Genomic DNA, 17,621 nt, shown 5'->3' on the forward strand with positions numbered 1-17,621 from the left:
TCGCAACAATCGCAACCTTATGCCCCTTTTTTTCCTTCAGCGCTAGATAAAACAAACGCAATTTTCCAGGGCTTTGTACCGCTCGTTGGGCACACTGGACCAGAATCCAACGCAGTGTACTCCGGCCTTCCTTGGTAATGTTACCGGTATAGTACGTTTTCCCCGATTGATGGACCGAAGGGACCAACCCACTGTATGAAGCCAATTTTTTGGGAGAGGAGAAACGTGAAATATCTCCGACCTCAGCGAGGATGGTCAAGGCGCTTAGTACAGATATCCCAGGTATACCCATAAGCAAGTGTACGCTTGGGTTCTCTTTCGCCCTTGCATGCAAATCTGCTTCCAGAGCCGCCATTTCTTTCTGGACCGAATCCAGCATACGTAGCGACGAACAGACAATAATTTGCTCAGTCGTCGGCAGCATGACTTTCTCTAGAAATTTCCTTCCACCTTTCCCAAATAAATCGCTCCATGGCGATTGAATTCCGTTCCGAATCAATGCAGCATGTATTTTATTTTTAAGCATTGTCCGAATTTTCGCGAGCCTTATCCGGTGATGAAGTAAGACTCTTAACTGGTACTCGTCCTTCGATGGAACCCAACTCTCTGGGATAAAATCAGCTGCGAGCAACTGCGCGAGAATCTGGGCATCCAATGCATCTGTTTTTACACGAGCTTCTGCGATTGCTCGCGTCTTAAGAGGATTCGCGACAACGACTTGCCCGGGATATTCGGATAAGATATCATGAATCCAAAAGGCGTTGCTGGTCGCTTCGAGAACGATGCGAGTATTGGGATCTAGGGTTTGGCCGAACTCCTCCCAAGCTTCGCGTGTGTTAGCGATCCGGAATCGTCTTTTTTTCTTATCGGTGCCGATTTCACATCCTTCCGCATATTTTTGATGTACATCCAAACCAATAAACCGCATTTCCCTTTCCTCCCCTTAATACAATTACAGGCGGAGTTGCTTGTACATTCACCTATCCGTGGGCTATGCCACAACTGGGTGAGGCGAGGAGGCGGTTAAACACACCAACGGGCTTATTTCATCCCAGCGAGAGGGCAACCGCCCCGCCTGCAGCCTTCTCCGAAACCCTGTCTCCATTGTAACAAGAACGGGCCGGTACGTTTATCATACCAACACACCACCGTACATGCGGGTCCGCATACGGCGGTTCCAAAAGGTTAACAAAGTTCCAGGTAACGTGAAAGCAAACTTTTCAGCCCTTTCGCTTCCCAATAGGAATTCGGAAGGGCATTGTTCGTGTTCCGGGACATTTCCCATGCGCTTCTCCGTGAGTTGGCCATTGTAAAACATGCTCACTCCAGCACCCCAAGTGCCCGTAGTTCACGGATTCGTGTACGTACTCGTTTCCATTGCTTCCACTGACACATTCGAAGTCTTCTCCGAATCCACTGGTCCAGTTTATGGAGGTGCGTCTTTGCCGAAGCTAGACGGAAATAGCCGATCCAACCCATTAGATAGAAGGCGAGAGTGCGGAGACGAGATGGTTATTTTTATTCCTGCTTAAATCAACTATAATGGGAGATAGCTTTATCATTCGTTGGGAGAAGGTTGAGAAGTGTCGCTACGCAATTGGAAATATACACCGCTGCTGTTGATGCTGATTTTCCCGGTGCTCGGCAAGATGTATGCATGGGTCAACAAGCCGAGAGGCAAAGTCTATCATTTGATGACCTCATGGGATAACGCCATCCCTTTCGTCAAATATTTTGCACTGCCTTATTCCGTTTGGATCTTTTATATTTATCTATGTCTTTACTATTTCTTCAAGAACGATTTGCGTGTGTATTACCGTGCTTTGTTGATTTATACCGTATGCGCATGCATTTGTTACGGGATTTACTCTGTAGTTCAAACAACGGTGCCACGCCCCGAGTTGGTGGGCCATGACGTCTTTACCTTGATCGTGCGTTTTGTGTACCACCGGGACCAGCCGTTCAATTGTTTCCCCAGTATCCATGTGTTCTCCAGCTACATGGTGTTTCGCCTAACCGCCAGCAGCGGCTTCCGGAACAAATGGAACATGCTCCTGATCGGGGGGATGTCCGGGATGATTATATTATCCACGCTGTTCATCAAGCAGCATGCGATTCTCGACGGCCTTGCCGGCATTATGCTAGTTGAAATTGTATTGGCCGCCGTTCTGCTGGTGGAGCACTTCTTCACCCGCAGCAGCAGCACTCCCCAAGAGCGTTCTTTCGAAGATAGTCCTCGAAGCACCTGAAGCTCCTTCCGCAGATAAGCGAAGGGGGCTAACCGAAGTGTCAAAACCGTGAAAGGCTACATCCATGCGTATAAAACGGGTGGTCTTTCTGCTTTACAAATGAATTATTCACCAGGTGCGCTTTTCTTTTTCAACTTTTGTGCCATATACATTACACCACCCCTGCTCATGACATAAGCTTTTCTCATCAGCTTTATGAAAGACACCGGCATCCAGTATGGCGGCAAAGGCTCTCAGGTGAAGGTGAATCCGCGCTGAGGCAACACAGATAGTCATAGAAACAGCTAAAGACAAAGCCGCCAGTGGCTTTGTCTTTTTTTGATAAAAATATATATGCGCCGCTGACCCATTAGCCTTCTGGTTTTTGCCACTTTCGAGCTCAGTTACTCAACAGACACCTCAGTTACTACTCTCCTCTGCCTTCATGACCGGCACAGGTTGTTCTGCAGCCTCGTAGGCACGGAGCACAGAATCTAATAGTCCCGGAAAACGTGCATTCAAGTCCTCGGTGCGCAGGGACAACATACGCTGGGTACCTTGAACACGGGTATGGATAACCCCTGCCTCGCGCAGCGTCCGGGCATGGTGGGACAGCGTGGATTTGGCGACCGGCACGTTGAAGCCGTTGCAGGCCTGTTCGCCATTGTGTTGGATATCTGAAATGATAGATAAGCGAATGGGGTCACTGAGCGCATACAGTACGGAGGCTAGCTGAATGTCCTTACGGTCCGGATGAAATAGTATCTTCATGGATCAATATCCCCTTTAGAGTACAGATAGATGCCACAAATAATTGTGCTCCTAATTGCATTTTATATCAACCCATGCTATATTTCAAATGTTCGATGATAATCGAAATATAAAACATAAAAAAGGAGTGGCCATCACATGGACTCATTAACGAATACCTCCGCTACAGCGGAAGAGAAGGATTCATCAGTGGAAGCCACTCTTCCCAGAGAAGGGCTGCTGACGCTTCTGTTCAGTGTTGCGGTTGTTCTCGTCATTATGAATACGGCGATGTTCAATCTGGCACTGCCTGATGTGACGGAGTCGTTTGGCATCTCAGCCTCCGCCGCTTCCTGGATCGTGACCGGATATTCCATTATGTTCTCCATTGCTTCAATTACTTACAGCAGACTCTCTGACTTCCTGCCGATCCGCAGGCTGCTGACGATTGGCCTGCTGACACTCGGTTTCGCGGCGGTTGCCGGATTCCTCAGCACGAACTTCATCTTCCTCTTGATTGTCCGTATCGTGCAGGCTTCCGGGGCCGGGGCCGTGATGTCATTGTCTCTGGTGCTGTTCACCCGGTATGTTCCGCTGGACCGCCGCGGTAAGGCGATGGCTACCATAATGTCTGCAGTTTCGCTTGGTCTGGGGCTCGGTCCCGTTGCGGGCGGAGCCATTACCCAGTACTTCGGCTGGAACTGGCTGTTTGCCATTACTGCGTTTATTCTGCTGCTTGTACCGCTGTTTCTGGTTCTGCTGCCAAAGGAACTGCCGACCCGGGGCTCTTTTGACGCCGTCGGAGGGATCTTCCTCGGAATCGGCACTACCGGGCTTCTGCTGTTCCTGACCAGTGGGCTGTGGATGGCTCTGGTTGCCGGCATTGCCGCCATTTTCTTATTCATCAGCCGGATCCGCACCACCCCTGATCCGTTTGTCATGCCTGCTCTTTTCAAGAACCGTTCCTACCTGGTGCTCTCTCTGGTCGGGATTGCCTCATACCTGTGCAGCTTTGCAACACTATTCCTGCTGCCACAGATTCTGGTTCACCGATTTGGCTTCAGCGCAAGCCATGCCGGATTTGTGATTTTCCCTGGCTCCCTGCTGGCCATTGTTGTATCCCGAGCGGTAGGCCGGATCATTGACCGTTTCGGCAACGGGGGTATTCTGCGTTTTGTGCCCCTGCTTGTACTAACGGCTACCATTCTATTTGCCCTGTTCGCCGGACATTCATGGGTGGCAGTGATGTTCGTATACATGATTATGAGTCTAGCCTTCACAACGCTGTCCAGCAGTGTATCCAATGAAATCTCCCGTATCTTGCCTTCCTCCCAGATTGGTTCCGGGATGGGACTGTTCCAGCTACTGCAGTTCTTCAGTGGCGCCTTCGGTGTCGCCATGGCTGCCAGTGCGCTGGAATGGCAGCGTGGACTCTCCCTGTCTGCGGCTTACTCCAATATTTACTGGGGACTTTCCATTGCCGCACTCATCGCCATTGCCTCTGCTTTTGCGTACCGCCGGAGCAACGGGAATGGGATGAAGGATATGGTTGAGGCATGAGCAGATCAGGCAATATGCATGCAAAAATACCCTGCAGCTCCAACAGCTGCAGGGCAAGCCTGATTAAGAGTGACCGGATACCCCGGATGAGTGAACATCCGGCTCATGGTCATCTTTTAAATAGTTGATTGAATTGTCATGAGCACTCCGGCTTTAAACTACCAGAACCTCTGCATTCTTATCGCACTCCGCACATTTCGCCGGTGGATCCCAGTCAGAGAACTCGGTTTCCTTCAGATCCACAATATCCGGTGCATCCTCGAACTCGTCCACAAATTTGTCGATAGCCAGCTCTACATGTTCCTTACACACTACATACATTCGATCAAGCATCCCTTTCTGTGCCGCTGCGGCATATACTCCTTCTACTGTTCTACCACACTTCTCCGCAAAAAGGAACTCCCTCCGCAGAGTTTACACACTCTCCACAAACTTCTGAATATCATCCGCGATCAGTGTCAATGCATCCCGCCAGAACTCTGGTGAATTCACATCAATATCCATCAGTCTCGCGGCATCTGTGATGGTGCTTTTACCCGTCGCTGCCAGGAAAGAGCGGTACCGCTCTACGAATGCTTCGCCCTGCTTCTTATACTGCGTGTACAGTCCCTTGGAGAACAGCAGTCCGAAGGAATAAGGGAAATTCAGAAATTCGTTGCCTGCCATATAATATCCGGCTTTGCTGATCCATTGGTAAGGATGAATCGTGTCAGGATCCACACTATCCCCATATGCAGCTACCATCGATTCATGCATCAGGTCATTCAGTTCTTGGACGGACAGAACACCGGACCGTCTTCGTTCATACAGCCGGCTCTCGAATAAGTAGCGGGCATAGAAATCCACAATGTAATATCCGGCATCGGACAGGCTCCGTTCCAGAATGGAGAGGGTCTCGCTTTCAGGTGCCACCTTCCGGAGCTCCTGGTGAATGAGACTTTCGCAAAAAATCGACGCTGTCTCGGCAATCGGCACCGGATAGTCTGTATTCACCATAGTTTCACCGGTAAGACAGCTGCTATGGTAGGCATGCCCGATTTCGTGCGCCAGTATACTGATATCGATATAATTCCCCGTAAAGCTGGTGATGATCCGGCTCTCTCCGATCGGAAAAATATCGACGCATAAGCCGAAATTGCCCTTGCCCGTTCTCGGCTCAGCATCGATCCAGCGCTGCCGGAACACCTTGCCGGCGAATTCGCCCAGTTCTGCGCTGAATGCACTGAAGCCGGAGACGATCACATCTCTCGCTTCCGGGTAGGTTATTTGGGCTGAACTCTCTCCGGCCACCGGAGCAAAAACGTCATAAAACGGCAGCGGACCGGAATGTCCGAGCATCTCTGCTTTTTTCAAATAGTACTGATGGAAGACTGGCAGACTCTCCTCAATGGCATTCAGCATTACGGTCAGTGTCTTCTGGTCCATTCTCGATGCGGTCAGTACTTTATGCAGTGGTGAATCATACCCTCTCAGCTCATAGACTGCAGCCGCTTCTCCGCTAACCGAATTCAGACAGGCCGCACTCTGTTCCGCTACACTCCGGCACGCTTCGTGCTCAGCTTCATAAGCTGCTTGTCTAACTAATGCGTCCCCGTCATAGACGATATTCCGCAATTCTGCAAGGGACATGTTCTGAGCTTCTCCACCGGTCCTGATGTCCACCCGTAACCTGGATAATGTCTGCATATACAGCCGCTCCCAGGCTTTGGAACCGGTACGCTGCATCCTCGCAATGACCGCTTCCGCCTCTTCCCCGAGCCAATGAGCAGATTGCCGCTGCAACCCGTACAGATAGAACTCATGCTCGGCAAGGTAAGCGGACGAAGCTAGGATGATATTCAGATCTGTGATTTTTGCCAGCCACTTGCTGAAGTCCGCATGAACCTCCCCCGCAGCGAATGCCGTGTCCTCAAGCTCATCCATTCGGTTCACTGCATCCATATTGCTGCTGTCTACGCTGAACCTAAGCTCCGCATAGCTGAATAGACAGAGGTAGACACTTTTGTAAGCATTATATTCCTTCAGAAATTGCTCGATGGCTTGCGCTGTTTCTCTATCGTTATGTGTACGGTTATGCAGATGTTCAGCAGACCATTTCTTCAATCTCTCAGCAGACTCTGCCAGAAGCTCACGGTCCTGATTGAACTTCTCCGACTCAAAAGAAGGGTATAGGCTTTCCAGCTCCCACGATAAATCCATTATTTAATCTCTCCTTATTTGAGAAGCGCGGAAATATATTATGATATCTTATCTTATAGAGCAGCAGAACTCACATGCTTCCACCTCATTCGATAATATGGGTAAACCCATCCAATAGTATCATGCTACCATATATTCTCAAAAAAAAGCTCCCTCCGCCCAAAACCGGGCGAAAGAAGCCTTGTAAGATCAATATGACTTAATCCCCTGCCCGCTTCGTAAGGAACTCAGCCGGACGGTCCAGCTCATAGAGTCTGCGGTAACGGGCTTCACGGGCCATCAGCTCTGCATGGGTGCCGCGCATCTCCACAACCCCATTCTCCATGAAAATCACTTCATCCATCTGCTCTGCGCCCACCAGATGGTGGGTTACCCAGATCAGCGTCTTATCTGCCATCGCACCAAACATCGTTGCCAGCAGTTCACGCTCCGTACGCGGATCAAGTCCGACCGTCGGCTCATCAAGCACGACAACCGGAGTATTCTGCAACAGAATACGGGCGAGGGCAATCCGCTGGCGTTCCCCGCCGGAGAAGCGCTGACCGGCTTCACGCACCGGAGTATCATAACCCTCTGGCAGTGAAGAGATCAGATTGTCCAGTTGGGCCAGTTCCCCGGCACGCTTGACTTCTGCGTCCGAAGCCTCCGGGTTGCCCAGCCGGATATTGTTCGCCACCGTTGTGTCGAACAAATGCGGGCTCTGGTTAAGGACAGCAATCAGCTTCGGAATGTTCTCCCCGTAGGCGGAAGCGTCAATGCCATTGATTACGGCAGACCCGATAGAAGGTCTAATCACACCTTGAATCACTTTCAGCAGCGTGGACTTGCCCGCTCCGCTGCGGCCGATAATAGCAACCTTTCGTCCCTGCGGAATGGCGAGAGTCAGATCCTGAATCGACCAGTCGTCTCCGGAAGCATAACGGTATCCTGCATTCTTCAACTGAATATGTGCCTGCCGGGTCTCTCTGATCGCCTTGGTAGCAGCTTCTGCAAGGGCTCCCGCCTCCGCGCTGCTTGCTTCATCAGCCTCGAAGGGACTCCCCCCTGCTGACTCTACTTGATTCAGACGCTCCAGAGAATTACGATACTGCGGAATCTTCTCTACCGCATCGGAGACCGGCAGGAAGGCATCCGCTACCGGAAACACAACCAGTACGAATGCCGCAATCAGTGTTCCGGCGATGGCGCCGTTCTGATACTCTCCGGCAGCCCAGTAGATTACAGATACGACAGCGATCCCGACAACGGCCTGCCCGAGGAACATCCGGATACGCGCCCATCTGCGGAGTGCTCCGTCGGTATGGGCAACCCGTTTCTCGTCTGCCTCGTAAGTAGCAACGAACTGGCTCTGCCGGCCGCTGATCACCCAATCCCCCATCCCGAGGACAGCATCGGTCAGCTTCTGATAGAGCCGGTTGCGTTCCTGCTTCACCATCCGTTGCCGCGACTGCGTGAGCAGCAGCGAGATCAGCGGGAGGACAATGACAATGACCAGCATGTAGAGCCCCATCAACAGTGCAAAGGCTACATCAAATGTACCCAGTGAGATAATCGCAGCCGCATAGATCAAGAGAGCGATAATACTTGGGAATACGGTACGTAAGTACACATTCTGCAAATATTCAATATCATCAGCGAGCATACCCAGAATATCTCCGGTACGGAAGCGCGAAGACAGGAACAGAGCCTGCGGCTCCAGAATGTTGTACAGCCGGATACGCATCTTAGAGAGAATCCGCAATATCGTATCATGCGAGACCAGGCGCTCCACATAGTGAATTACCGCCCGGCTTGTCCCGAAGGTACGCACGCCGACAATCGGCACGTAGATCATCAGAATATTTTCCGGCGGGATGGATGCCTTGGAGATCAGGAACCCGGAGGTATACATCAGGGAGGAGGCTGAGAAAATAGTCAGCGCACCCAGGATGATAATCAGCAGAAACCGCCAGAAATAGGAATTGAAATAGGGAGCAAACCATCCTTCACGTTTCAATGGATTCCCTCCAATTGACTTTGAATAAGCTCATAATAGGCACCCCTGCGGGCTACCAGCTCTTGGTGTGTGCCAACCTCGGCCACTTGTCCCTGCTGCATTACGACAATGAGATCCATATCAATCATCCAGTGCAGCCGGTGGGTAGCCAGGAACACCAGCTTCCCTTCAAAAAGCGGGAGCATTGTTTCCTTCAGCTCATACTCCGTCTCAATATCCAGATGAGCAGTCGGTTCATCCAGCAGCATGACCGGCCGGCTGCTTAGCAGTGCGCGGGCCAATGCTACACGCTGCTCCTGGCCGCCGCTTAGTGAACGCCCTCCACCGCCAATCATTTCATCCAGTCCATTCGGGAGTGACGCAGCCAGCTTCGATAATCCAGCAGCGGCAATTACTCCGGCCACCGCTTCATTCGTAGCTTCAGGGTAATAGAACCGTACATTATCCGAGAGTGTTCCGCTGAAAATATACGGCCGCTGCGGAATATAGGCGGTCTGCTTGCGCCATTCCTCATCGGTTAACGCACTCACCTGGTTACCGTTCACTTCAATCGTACCGGACGTAGGATGCAGGAAGCCACCCAGGATATCCACCAGGGTAGATTTACCTGCACCACTTTCGCCAATAATGCCGATTTTGGCATTTCCTCTGAATGCCAGATCCACACCGGAGAGCGAAGCAATACCATCGGCTTCATATTTCACGCCCACCTGATGTAGTGCAAGGACACTGTCCTTCTGCCAAGCGAATACATCCCTGAATGGTACAGCTCCGGAAGCCGAAGTACCTGCAACGTCACCTGTTACCGTTCCAGCTTTGTCTCCAGTTCCAGCTTCAGCTATGACACCAGCCGAATTCAGCAGTTTGGCTTCCACTGCCTCCCGGTCAATAATACTCTTCATCGCTTCTCCCGCTTCCTTGCCGTCAAGAGTAGCATGGAAGTCCGCTCCGACCAGGCGGACCGGCAGGAAATATTCCGGTGCCAGGATCAGAATGGTTAGTCCAGTGACCAATGTCATCTGTTCATTCACCAGACGGAGGCCGAGGCTTACCGCTACTGAAGCCACAGACAGCATCGTGAAGAAGTCCATGGCGAACGAAGACAGAAAAGCTACGCGAAGCGTACGCATGGTCGCGGAACGGTAACGGTCACTAACTGCCGCTATACTCTCGCTATGACTGCGGCTGCGCCCGAGAAACTTCAGCGTTTCCAGACCGCGCAGCGAATCCACGAAGTGATTGGACAGGGTGCGGTACGATTTCAATTGACGGTCCATCTGCTTGCGGGCCGTCATCCCGATCAGAATCATAAAGACAATAATGATCGGCATCGTCAACGTAAGAATAACACCGCTTGAGGTGTCCTGAGTGTAGACGTACACCAGCAGCAGGGCCGGTGTGACCGCCATCCCCACCATCCGCGGAATAATCAGTTCCAGGTACGTCCGGAACTTCGTGACTCCTTCAAGCACAAGCGTAACCAGATCTCCGGTCCCCCGGTCGCCTGCCAGCCTTGGTCCCAGCTGGAACAGCTTGTCCATCATCTGTCTCCGCATGCTGCTGCCGGTAGCTTCCGCGAAGCGGTAAGACACACGGCTCATCAGCAGGGCACTGGCATGGCGCACCAGAAACGCAAGAAGGAACAAGAGCGATTTCGCCCCTTGTTCCTTCAGCGGTTCTCCCGCAAATAGCGCAGAGACAACTTCTGCCAGCGACTTCGCCAGCAGAAGAATGGACAGGCTTTGCACCAGGGTAAGGAAGCCCACGATCAGAAAGACCGGCTTAACTCCTTTATACCCAAGCAAATTTTTATCCATTAGTATTCAAGATGCTCCTTCTCGTGAACCCGTTTATGGAAGACGAAGTAGCTCCAGATCTGATAGCCCAGCACGAACGGCAGCAGCGACAGCGCCACAATCGTCATCACCTTCAGGGAATAATGGCCGGAAGCTGCATTCGTAATCGTCAGATTAAAGGCTTGATCCAGCGAACTGATCATCACCCGCGGGAAGAGTCCGACAAAGATAGAGATTACCGACAAGGCCATCACCGCACCCGTCATCCCGAAGGCGAGCCCGTCTTTCTTCTTACTCATGAAATAGCCGGACAGCACATAAGCAGCAATTCCCAGAATTACAATTACGAACAGCAGTGCTCCCCGTTTCTCAAATACATCTGTCATGTAATAAGTCATTACCACAAAAGCAAGCAGCAGCGCAGCCAGCGGGAACAGCAGCTTCTGTGCCAGCTTGCGGGCACGTTCCTGCAGATCCCCTACCGTACGAAGCGTAGTGAACATCAATCCGTGCACCAGGCAGAGCATCACTACTGTAATACCAGCCACTACAGTATAACCATTTACAATATCGAAGAATCCGGCATACATCTGCATATCCCCGTCGATCGGCAGCCCCTTGATGAAGCTGGCGAACACTACGGCAAGCAGGAACGGCGGCAGGAAGCTTCCGAAAAAGATGCAGACATCCCAGGTTCTTTTCCAAGCCAGCGAGTCCCGTTTGCCTCTGAATTCAAAGGCGACACCGCGGGCAATCAGCGCCAGCAGCGCAAACACGAAAGGAATGTAGAATCCGCTGAAAAGCGTTGCATACCAGTGCGGGAAAGCGGCGAACATTGCACCTGCACCTGTAATCAGCCATACTTCATTCGCATCCCAGAATGGCCCAATCGAGTTGATCAGCACCCGGCGCTCCGTATCATTCTTCGCCAGAATCTGAGTTTCCATCCCTACGCCGAAGTCAAAGCCTTCCAGGAAAAAGAAGCCGACAAACAGCACAGCAATCAGCACAAACCACAATTCATTAAGAGAAAGCATGGGATCCCTCCTTGTTATACGGATCATGGGATTCGCCGTGATCGTTATCCATGGCGTAAGGACCTTTTTTGATCACCTTGATGAACAAGCCAACCAGTACCAAACCAAGAATGGCGTAGATTGCTGTAAAAGAAATGACCGAGAACAACACCTGTCCGCTCGTAATATTAGGCGATACACTATCCTTTGTAGTCATTAACCCAAATACCGTCCACGGCTGTCTTCCCATCTCGGTCATAATCCAGCCCGATGTATTAGCAATCGGCGGAAGCAGCAGCCCCCAGAACATAAAGCGCATGAACCAGGTGTTCGGGCGTTCCATCTTCTTGCGCCACATCAGGTAGATGGCGTACACGCCCAGCAGAATCATAAGCGAGCCTGCAGCAACCATAATCCGGAAGCTCCAGAAGGTCGTGCGTACCGGTGGAATATAATCCCCAGGACCATATGCCTTTTCATATTCAGCCTGCAGCGTATTCATCCCTTTAACAGATCCCGAAAACTTACTGTAAGAGAGAAAGCTCAGCATATATGGAATTTTCACTTCATGAGAGCTTATTTTATTCTCTGGATCAATCGTCGCAAAAACTGTCCATGCAGCAGGGTCTCCACTGTCATCCCACAGTCCTTCGGAAGCAGCCATCTTCATCGGTTGAGTCCCAACCAGATATTGCGCCTGGGCATGACCCGCAATGGCTACACCGAACGATGAAATGATGCCGACAATCGCAGCAATCTCAAATGATTTGCGGAAAAAGGAAACATCCTGCTTCTTCAGCAATTTATATGCGCTAATTCCCGTGACCAGGAAGGCGCCTGTAGCGTACGCGGCGAGAACTGTATGCGGGAACTCGACCAGCAATTGTCCATTGGTAATCAATGCCCATATATCATTCATTTCAGCCCGTCCATTATTGATAGCAAAACCTACCGGATGCTGCATGAACGAGTTGGCCAGCAGAATCCAGAAAGCCGACAGCATGGTTCCGAGCGCTACCAGCCAGATCGAGACCAGGTGGACACGTTTGGATACCTTATCCCAGCCGAAAATCCAAATTCCAATAAACGTAGATTCCAGAAAGAAAGCAAGCAGCGCTTCAATCGCTAGTGGAGCTCCAAATACATCCCCGACAAAACGCGAGTAGTCAGACCAGTTCATACCGAACTGAAATTCCTGCAGAATCCCTGTTACAACGCCCACAGCGAAGTTAATCAGGAAAAGCTTTCCCCAGAACTGCGCCATTCTTTTGTACTCATCATTGCCTTTTCTGACATACATCGTCTCCATGATTGCAATCAAGAGCGCGAGTCCAATTGATACTGGTACAAAGAAATAATGAAAAATTGTCGTCGACGCAAATTGTAATCGCGACAGCATCACTGTATCCATATTTCTCCCCTTCCTTCTCCCCATTCGATATGTCTATTTTGTCAAAAATTCAAAGGGTTAAGTGTGATATTTATCACATTATACACCCTATTCAGGCTTAAAATTCAATAAATTTGTGACAAATATCACAATATTGCGTCCTGAAAGCAAAAAAAATAAGACGGTTTCACCGTCTTGAATGTGTTTATTATTCTATAGAAGCTTGACTCATAAAGGCATTGGTTAGGTAATGGAAATACCCTTCTTCAGCGATTTCAAATCGCCATTGGAATTGAGCAGCAGTGGCAGCATCTTCATACTGCGCTCCATCGGGGAGTGACAGAGACGGCAAGAAGGCGCATGTTCAAATGCGAAATTATCCCTCATCCATCCATTACATCCATCGTTGGTACAGGCCCAAATTGCGGTATTTTCTTCCGGTACTTCCTCCAAAGGCTTCTTCCGGTAGTTCATTGCCGTTCCTCCCTTCCTTTATGTCACAAGTTGAGAATCCAGACAAGTAGAAACGACATTGCCGCCCTTGATGTTAAGGACGGCAACCGTTTCACAAGAAATATAAGGGACCGATATTGCATGAAGCATATAATTCCTTATATTTGAAAAAAAGACCGTCCCAACTTTCACAAGCGGGGACGGTACCTTCTATTATTACAGTTTTACAACGTTTTCGGCTTGTGGTCCGCGGTTGCCTTGAACAACGTTGAATTCAACGCGTTGGCCTTCGTCCAAAGTTTTGAAGCCGTCGCCAGTGATTGCGCTGAAGTGAACGAATACGTCGCTTCCGCCTTCAACTTCGATGAAACCGAATCCTTTTTCTGCGTTGAACCATTTAACTGTACCTGTTTGCATGTGTGTTACCTCCACAAATTTAAATTAATATGTTCTTTTTATCTTCAAACAAAGAAAAAATTCACACATTGAGAAAGGTTGTAATCCATTTGACAGCCCTTTTCAATACGAGAATTAGGTATCAATTGTATGATTAATTTCATGTTACCACACCTCAATAACAAAGGCAAGCTGTCCCATCCGAATTTCTCCGTTTTTTCACTATTTAGGTTAACCTTCCAATGTAAGGGCTGCCAGTCGGCCGAAATTGTACCATTCTTGATTCCAGCACTATCTTTTACCCCATTTTCACAACTTAGAAACGGCTGCCGCTCATAAATTATAAATCATTTATAGGGCGGCGCCGCTCCCTCATGTGACTGCCTCTATATTATATACTGCCCAAAAGACTTTTATTCCTCTGGCTTCTCCAGAAGTTTTACTGTAACCTGCTTCAGGGCTCCATTGCGGTAAAAGGTGATTTTAAGATCATCACCGATCTTGGTATGATCGTACAGATATTTGCGCAATGCCAGTGTAGATGTAATGGATTGATCATCAAACTTCGTAATCACATCATTGAACTGCAGGCCCGCATCTTTAGCAGGTCCAACTGCATCCAGAACGACAACCCCGTCCTTCACGCTGGTGGGCAGATTCAGCTCCTTACGCTGGTCCTCTGCCAATGGCACATAAGGATTATTAAGATCCACTGAATATACACCTAAGTAGGAACGGGAGATTTTACCTTTAGCTGCAAGTTCATCCGCCGTTTCCATTACATGATTGGCCGGAATCGCAAAACCGAGCCCTTCCACGCCTGTGTCGGAGATCTTCATCGTATTAATGCCGATCACCTTTCCATCCAAATCCACCAGAGCCCCGCCGCTGTTGCCCTCGTTGATGGCAGCATCCGTCTGAATGACTTCCTGCTCCCAGTCATACACACCATCCTGATTTAGCGATACAGGAATGGTCCGCTCCGTATAGCTGACGATCCCAGAGGTTAGTGTATCTCCAAGCCCCAGGGGATTGCCGATAGCAATGACGGTCTCTCCCAGCCGGAGCTTGGAGGAATCGCCGATCTGGGCGATGGTGTTAATCCCCCCTCCATCAATGGAGAGCACTGCTATATCGCTTACTTTATCCGCGCCAACAAGTGCTGCTTTGCGGGTCTCCCCGTTAACCGTAACAACTTCCAGTTTGGCCGCACCTTCGATCACATGGTTGTTCGTAATAATAAATGCCTTGCCGTCTTCTTTCTTATAAATAACTCCCGAACCCAGTGCGGACTCATCGAGAATATTAAGTTCCTTGTTATCTTTCTTATGATTAATAATGCTCACAACCGCCGGGCGTACAAGGGCGGCGGCCTGAATAATCCGTTCATAGGGATCACCACTGCTTGCAGCAACCTTACCGATTACCACCGTTGATTCGGCTTTCTCATGGGTCAGCTGTCCGGTCACCAGACTGAACAGAAGCACCGCTGTCACAGCACTGACTATAGAGCAGATCATAGCTACCTGCCATGTAGCCAGGTTCCTCCGCGATCTGCGGGGCCATTTGTGCCCGCCTCGTTCGCTTGAGGCATCAATCTTTCTGCTTCTGCGCCGTGACACTTTCGTTGAATAGAAATCATCGTCAAACAGTCCCACCGTTACATCCTCTCCCCTCTATTGCTACTGCATTCAATACCTGAACGCCAAGCAACCACGCCCGAGTTTACCTCATCTTCTCTTAGACTCCAGGAAGAACTAAAAGGTTTCATTTTATTATTTCACCCTAAAAGTACGGGGGCAAAGCACATAGGACGTCTAGAATTCTTGCAAGCTAGCGTTATCTGTCATTTTTCAGGAATATTTCGCAGCATAAATGCCTACAATAATAGAAACCATGTTGCCAAAGTCCGTCTTACGCTTACTATTTAATTGTATCACACGCAGATGTTACACCGTGTTTTTTCTGCCGTAAAAACCATGTAAATTATTACATGCAAGGAGGGGTATAGCTTGGAATCTTTTTCAGCCAGTATGGATCTTGTGCAGTTTATCGGTAAATTGGGTGATCTTAAGGATGAGCACTATCATTTGGTTCTGGTTCAGAGCGCCTTGATCGAACTTCTGATTGATAAGGGCTTCTTCTCACGCCAAGAGCTGGAACGCAAGATTACGGAAATGGACCAGCTTATGACTGGCTCACCTTATCCCATGGCGTAGGCCGGTCATAGTAGGTGTCACAGAGCCTGAATTCACTGTCTTTGAAAAAACAGCCCCGGTCCTCCATCGCAACGCGAACAGACATTTTGGCCAAGTCCATCATATTGTGATCCCGGCTCAAATGTGCCAGATACGTGCGTTTGGTCCGCCCGGTAAGAATTTCACTCAGCGCCGCGCCTGCCGCCTCATTAGACAAATGGCCCAGGTCACCTAAAATCCGCCGCTTCGTGTTCCAGGGGTACCGTCCCATTCTCAGCATTTCAATATCATGATTGGCTTCCAGTACAAGCACATCGGCATCCGAGATCGCCGTACGCACTTTATCGCTCACATAACCCAGATCTGTCGCCACACACAGCTTCTCTTTGCCATCGTAAAAGTTATACCCCACTGGCTCAGCCGCATCATGCGAGATCGCAAATGACTCTACCCGCATACTGCCAAAATCCCTATGCTGCCCCGTCTCCAGAATGACCCGGTTCTGCTCGGCAATCGTGCCGATGCCCTTCTCAATCGCTCCCCAGGTACTCATGTTGGCATAGATCGGAAGATCATATTTGCGCGCCATTGCCCCGAGTCCCTTAATGTGATCGGAATGCTCATGCGTAACTAGAATTCCATCGATATCCTGTCCGGTCAGCTCGCGCATAGCCAGCAGCTCATCAATCCGCTTCGCGCTAAGCCCGGCGTCAATCATCAGTGTCGTTTCCCCGTTGCGCACCACCGTCACATTACCGGTAGAACCGCTGGACAGCACTGTAAATGATATTCCCATTCTCTCTCCTGCTCCTTCTACTCTGTTGTCTTAGGACTGATTATGTCCGCGCTAATGGCATCTACATAATAGGCATTGCCATTCTCCAGCATGAACCGCCACATTGGCGAAGCCACCTGGCTCTCGGAGTTGAATAGCTCGCCGTAATATCCCAGCTCAATCTCCTTAACCACCGAATTCGCCGGAAAATACTTCTCAATTAGGCTGCTGAGCGCCTGCGATGCCGGAAGCACCTTCTGATCAGTATCACTCATTGTAGTTACCATCTCAATCTTCGGCCACCGGAAAGCCACGATCTTCTGATCACTGTTAATCAGCTCCAGTCTAACCCTGAACAGTGACCATTTCTTATCTACCAGCGGGTGCAGCACGAACTTGCCTACCTCACTTTCCTGGGCATCAAAACGATAATTGGATATATCGGGGATCTGCCCCTCCAGCGCCGTACTAAGCTCGGTAAACGAGGAATAGATCAGCTTGCTGTCTATCGGCTCTTTAAGCTCTACAGGAGGTTCGTTCTGCTCCTCACCGGAATAGTGATACGTAAGATCCGGCAACTGGGGGGTTGCAGCCGGAATTGGACATAGAATACGAATGTTCTTCTCTTCCATGACAGCCTGCGTTGCCTTCGACAAGGAGGTAAAATCAAGGTTGGCGCTGGCCTGATCACGCAGATCCATCCAAAGCTGATAGCACAGCAACAGATTCAATACCAGAAAGGCGTATATCAGCACATTTTTTGCTCTTCCCCAGTCCATACCTTCCCTCCTAAACGTTTTGTAACTATATTGGTTGAACTTTAAGATTCTCATATTAATTCTGATCGTCATACAGGGAATGTTT

16 protein-coding genes and 1 pseudogene are annotated in these 17,621 nt (G+C 49.9%); 3 read left to right on the forward strand and 14 right to left on the reverse strand.

Annotation, left to right across the window (positions count from 1 at the left end; all coding sequences use genetic code 11):
* Positions 1-928, reverse strand: a 928-nt coding sequence (locus tag A3848_RS18810; RefSeq protein ID WP_074086443.1) for an IS110 family RNA-guided transposase, incomplete at its 3' end; no start/stop codon positions are given.
* A gap of 257 nt (positions 929-1,185) precedes the next feature.
* Positions 1,186-1,494: pseudogene (locus A3848_RS33320) on the reverse strand (group II intron maturase-specific domain-containing protein); the annotation flags it as partial.
* 89 nt (positions 1,495-1,583) lie between these two features.
* Here A3848_RS33320 and A3848_RS18820 point away from each other — a divergent pair.
* Positions 1,584-2,249, forward strand: coding sequence for a phosphatase PAP2 family protein (locus tag A3848_RS18820; protein ID WP_074086444.1), 666 nt, complete (start codon positions 1,584-1,586; stop codon positions 2,247-2,249).
* A gap of 399 nt (positions 2,250-2,648) precedes the next feature.
* On the opposite strand, the gene A3848_RS18825 is transcribed toward A3848_RS18820, so the two are convergent.
* Entirely contained in the window at positions 2,649-2,999 is a 351-nt protein-coding gene (locus A3848_RS18825; RefSeq protein WP_074086445.1) for an ArsR/SmtB family transcription factor, read from the reverse strand.
* 138 nt (positions 3,000-3,137) lie between these two features.
* Between A3848_RS18825 and A3848_RS18830 the strand changes: the two genes are divergently transcribed.
* A complete protein-coding gene (locus tag A3848_RS18830; protein WP_074086446.1) occupies positions 3,138-4,538 on the forward strand; it encodes an MFS transporter in 1,401 nt (466 codons plus the stop codon).
* A 153-nt stretch (positions 4,539-4,691) separates the two neighbouring features.
* Here the strand turns inward: A3848_RS18830 and A3848_RS18835 are convergent, their stop codons facing one another.
* From A3848_RS18835 to A3848_RS18875, 9 genes are all read right to left on the reverse strand, one after another.
* Positions 4,692-4,859: a CxxH/CxxC protein gene (locus A3848_RS18835; RefSeq protein WP_074086447.1), complete on the reverse strand. Its 168-nt coding sequence runs from the start codon at positions 4,857-4,859 to the stop codon at positions 4,692-4,694.
* Positions 4,860-4,952: 93 nt separating this feature from the next.
* Positions 4,953-6,737 (reverse strand): M3 family oligoendopeptidase, encoded by a 1,785-nt coding sequence (locus A3848_RS18840; protein ID WP_074086448.1) that lies wholly within the window; start codon positions 6,735-6,737, stop codon positions 4,953-4,955.
* A gap of 199 nt (positions 6,738-6,936) precedes the next feature.
* Entirely contained in the window at positions 6,937-8,733 is a 1,797-nt protein-coding gene (cydC, locus tag A3848_RS18845) for a thiol reductant ABC exporter subunit CydC (protein ID WP_074086449.1), read from the reverse strand.
* Positions 8,730-10,550: a thiol reductant ABC exporter subunit CydD gene (gene cydD, locus A3848_RS18850; protein WP_074086450.1), complete on the reverse strand. Its 1,821-nt coding sequence runs from the start codon at positions 10,548-10,550 to the stop codon at positions 8,730-8,732. Before cydD ends, cydC begins: the two co-directional genes overlap by 4 nt.
* On the reverse strand, positions 10,550-11,566 hold the full coding sequence (cydB, locus tag A3848_RS18855; RefSeq protein ID WP_074086451.1) for a cytochrome d ubiquinol oxidase subunit II: 1,017 nt from the start codon (positions 11,564-11,566) through the stop codon (positions 10,550-10,552). Before cydB ends, cydD begins: the two co-directional genes overlap by 1 nt.
* Positions 11,553-12,956 (reverse strand): cytochrome ubiquinol oxidase subunit I, encoded by a 1,404-nt coding sequence (locus tag A3848_RS18860; RefSeq protein ID WP_074086452.1) that lies wholly within the window; start codon positions 12,954-12,956, stop codon positions 11,553-11,555. The genes cydB and A3848_RS18860 overlap by 14 nt, the downstream gene beginning before the upstream one ends.
* A 222-nt stretch (positions 12,957-13,178) precedes the next feature.
* Positions 13,179-13,409: a cold-shock protein gene (locus A3848_RS18865; protein WP_074086453.1), complete on the reverse strand. Its 231-nt coding sequence runs from the start codon at positions 13,407-13,409 to the stop codon at positions 13,179-13,181.
* Between the two features lie 195 nt (positions 13,410-13,604).
* The gene (locus tag A3848_RS18870) at positions 13,605-13,805 is read right to left on the reverse strand and encodes a cold-shock protein (protein ID WP_019914582.1); all 201 of its coding nucleotides are present in this window, start codon (positions 13,803-13,805) and stop codon (positions 13,605-13,607) included.
* A gap of 392 nt (positions 13,806-14,197) precedes the next feature.
* The gene (locus A3848_RS18875; protein ID WP_074086454.1) at positions 14,198-15,442 is read right to left on the reverse strand and encodes a S1C family serine protease; all 1,245 of its coding nucleotides are present in this window, start codon (positions 15,440-15,442) and stop codon (positions 14,198-14,200) included.
* A gap of 354 nt (positions 15,443-15,796) precedes the next feature.
* Between A3848_RS18875 and A3848_RS18880 the strand changes: the two genes are divergently transcribed.
* The gene (locus A3848_RS18880) at positions 15,797-16,003 is read left to right on the forward strand and encodes a hypothetical protein (RefSeq protein WP_074086455.1); all 207 of its coding nucleotides are present in this window, start codon (positions 15,797-15,799) and stop codon (positions 16,001-16,003) included.
* Here the strand turns inward: A3848_RS18880 and A3848_RS18885 are convergent.
* Positions 15,972-16,778: an MBL fold metallo-hydrolase gene (locus tag A3848_RS18885; RefSeq protein WP_074086456.1), complete on the reverse strand. Its 807-nt coding sequence runs from the start codon at positions 16,776-16,778 to the stop codon at positions 15,972-15,974. The two genes, A3848_RS18880 and A3848_RS18885, sit on opposite strands and share 32 nt — an antisense overlap.
* 17 nt (positions 16,779-16,795) lie before the next feature.
* Positions 16,796-17,536: a two-component system regulatory protein YycI gene (gene yycI, locus A3848_RS18890; RefSeq protein WP_074086457.1), complete on the reverse strand. Its 741-nt coding sequence runs from the start codon at positions 17,534-17,536 to the stop codon at positions 16,796-16,798.
* Between the last annotated feature and the right edge of the window lie 85 nt (positions 17,537-17,621).

The sequence above is a fragment of the Paenibacillus sp. P32E genome, assembly GCF_001909085.1.
Lineage (GTDB): Bacteria > Bacillota > Bacilli > Paenibacillales > Paenibacillaceae > Paenibacillus_AQ > Paenibacillus_AQ helianthi.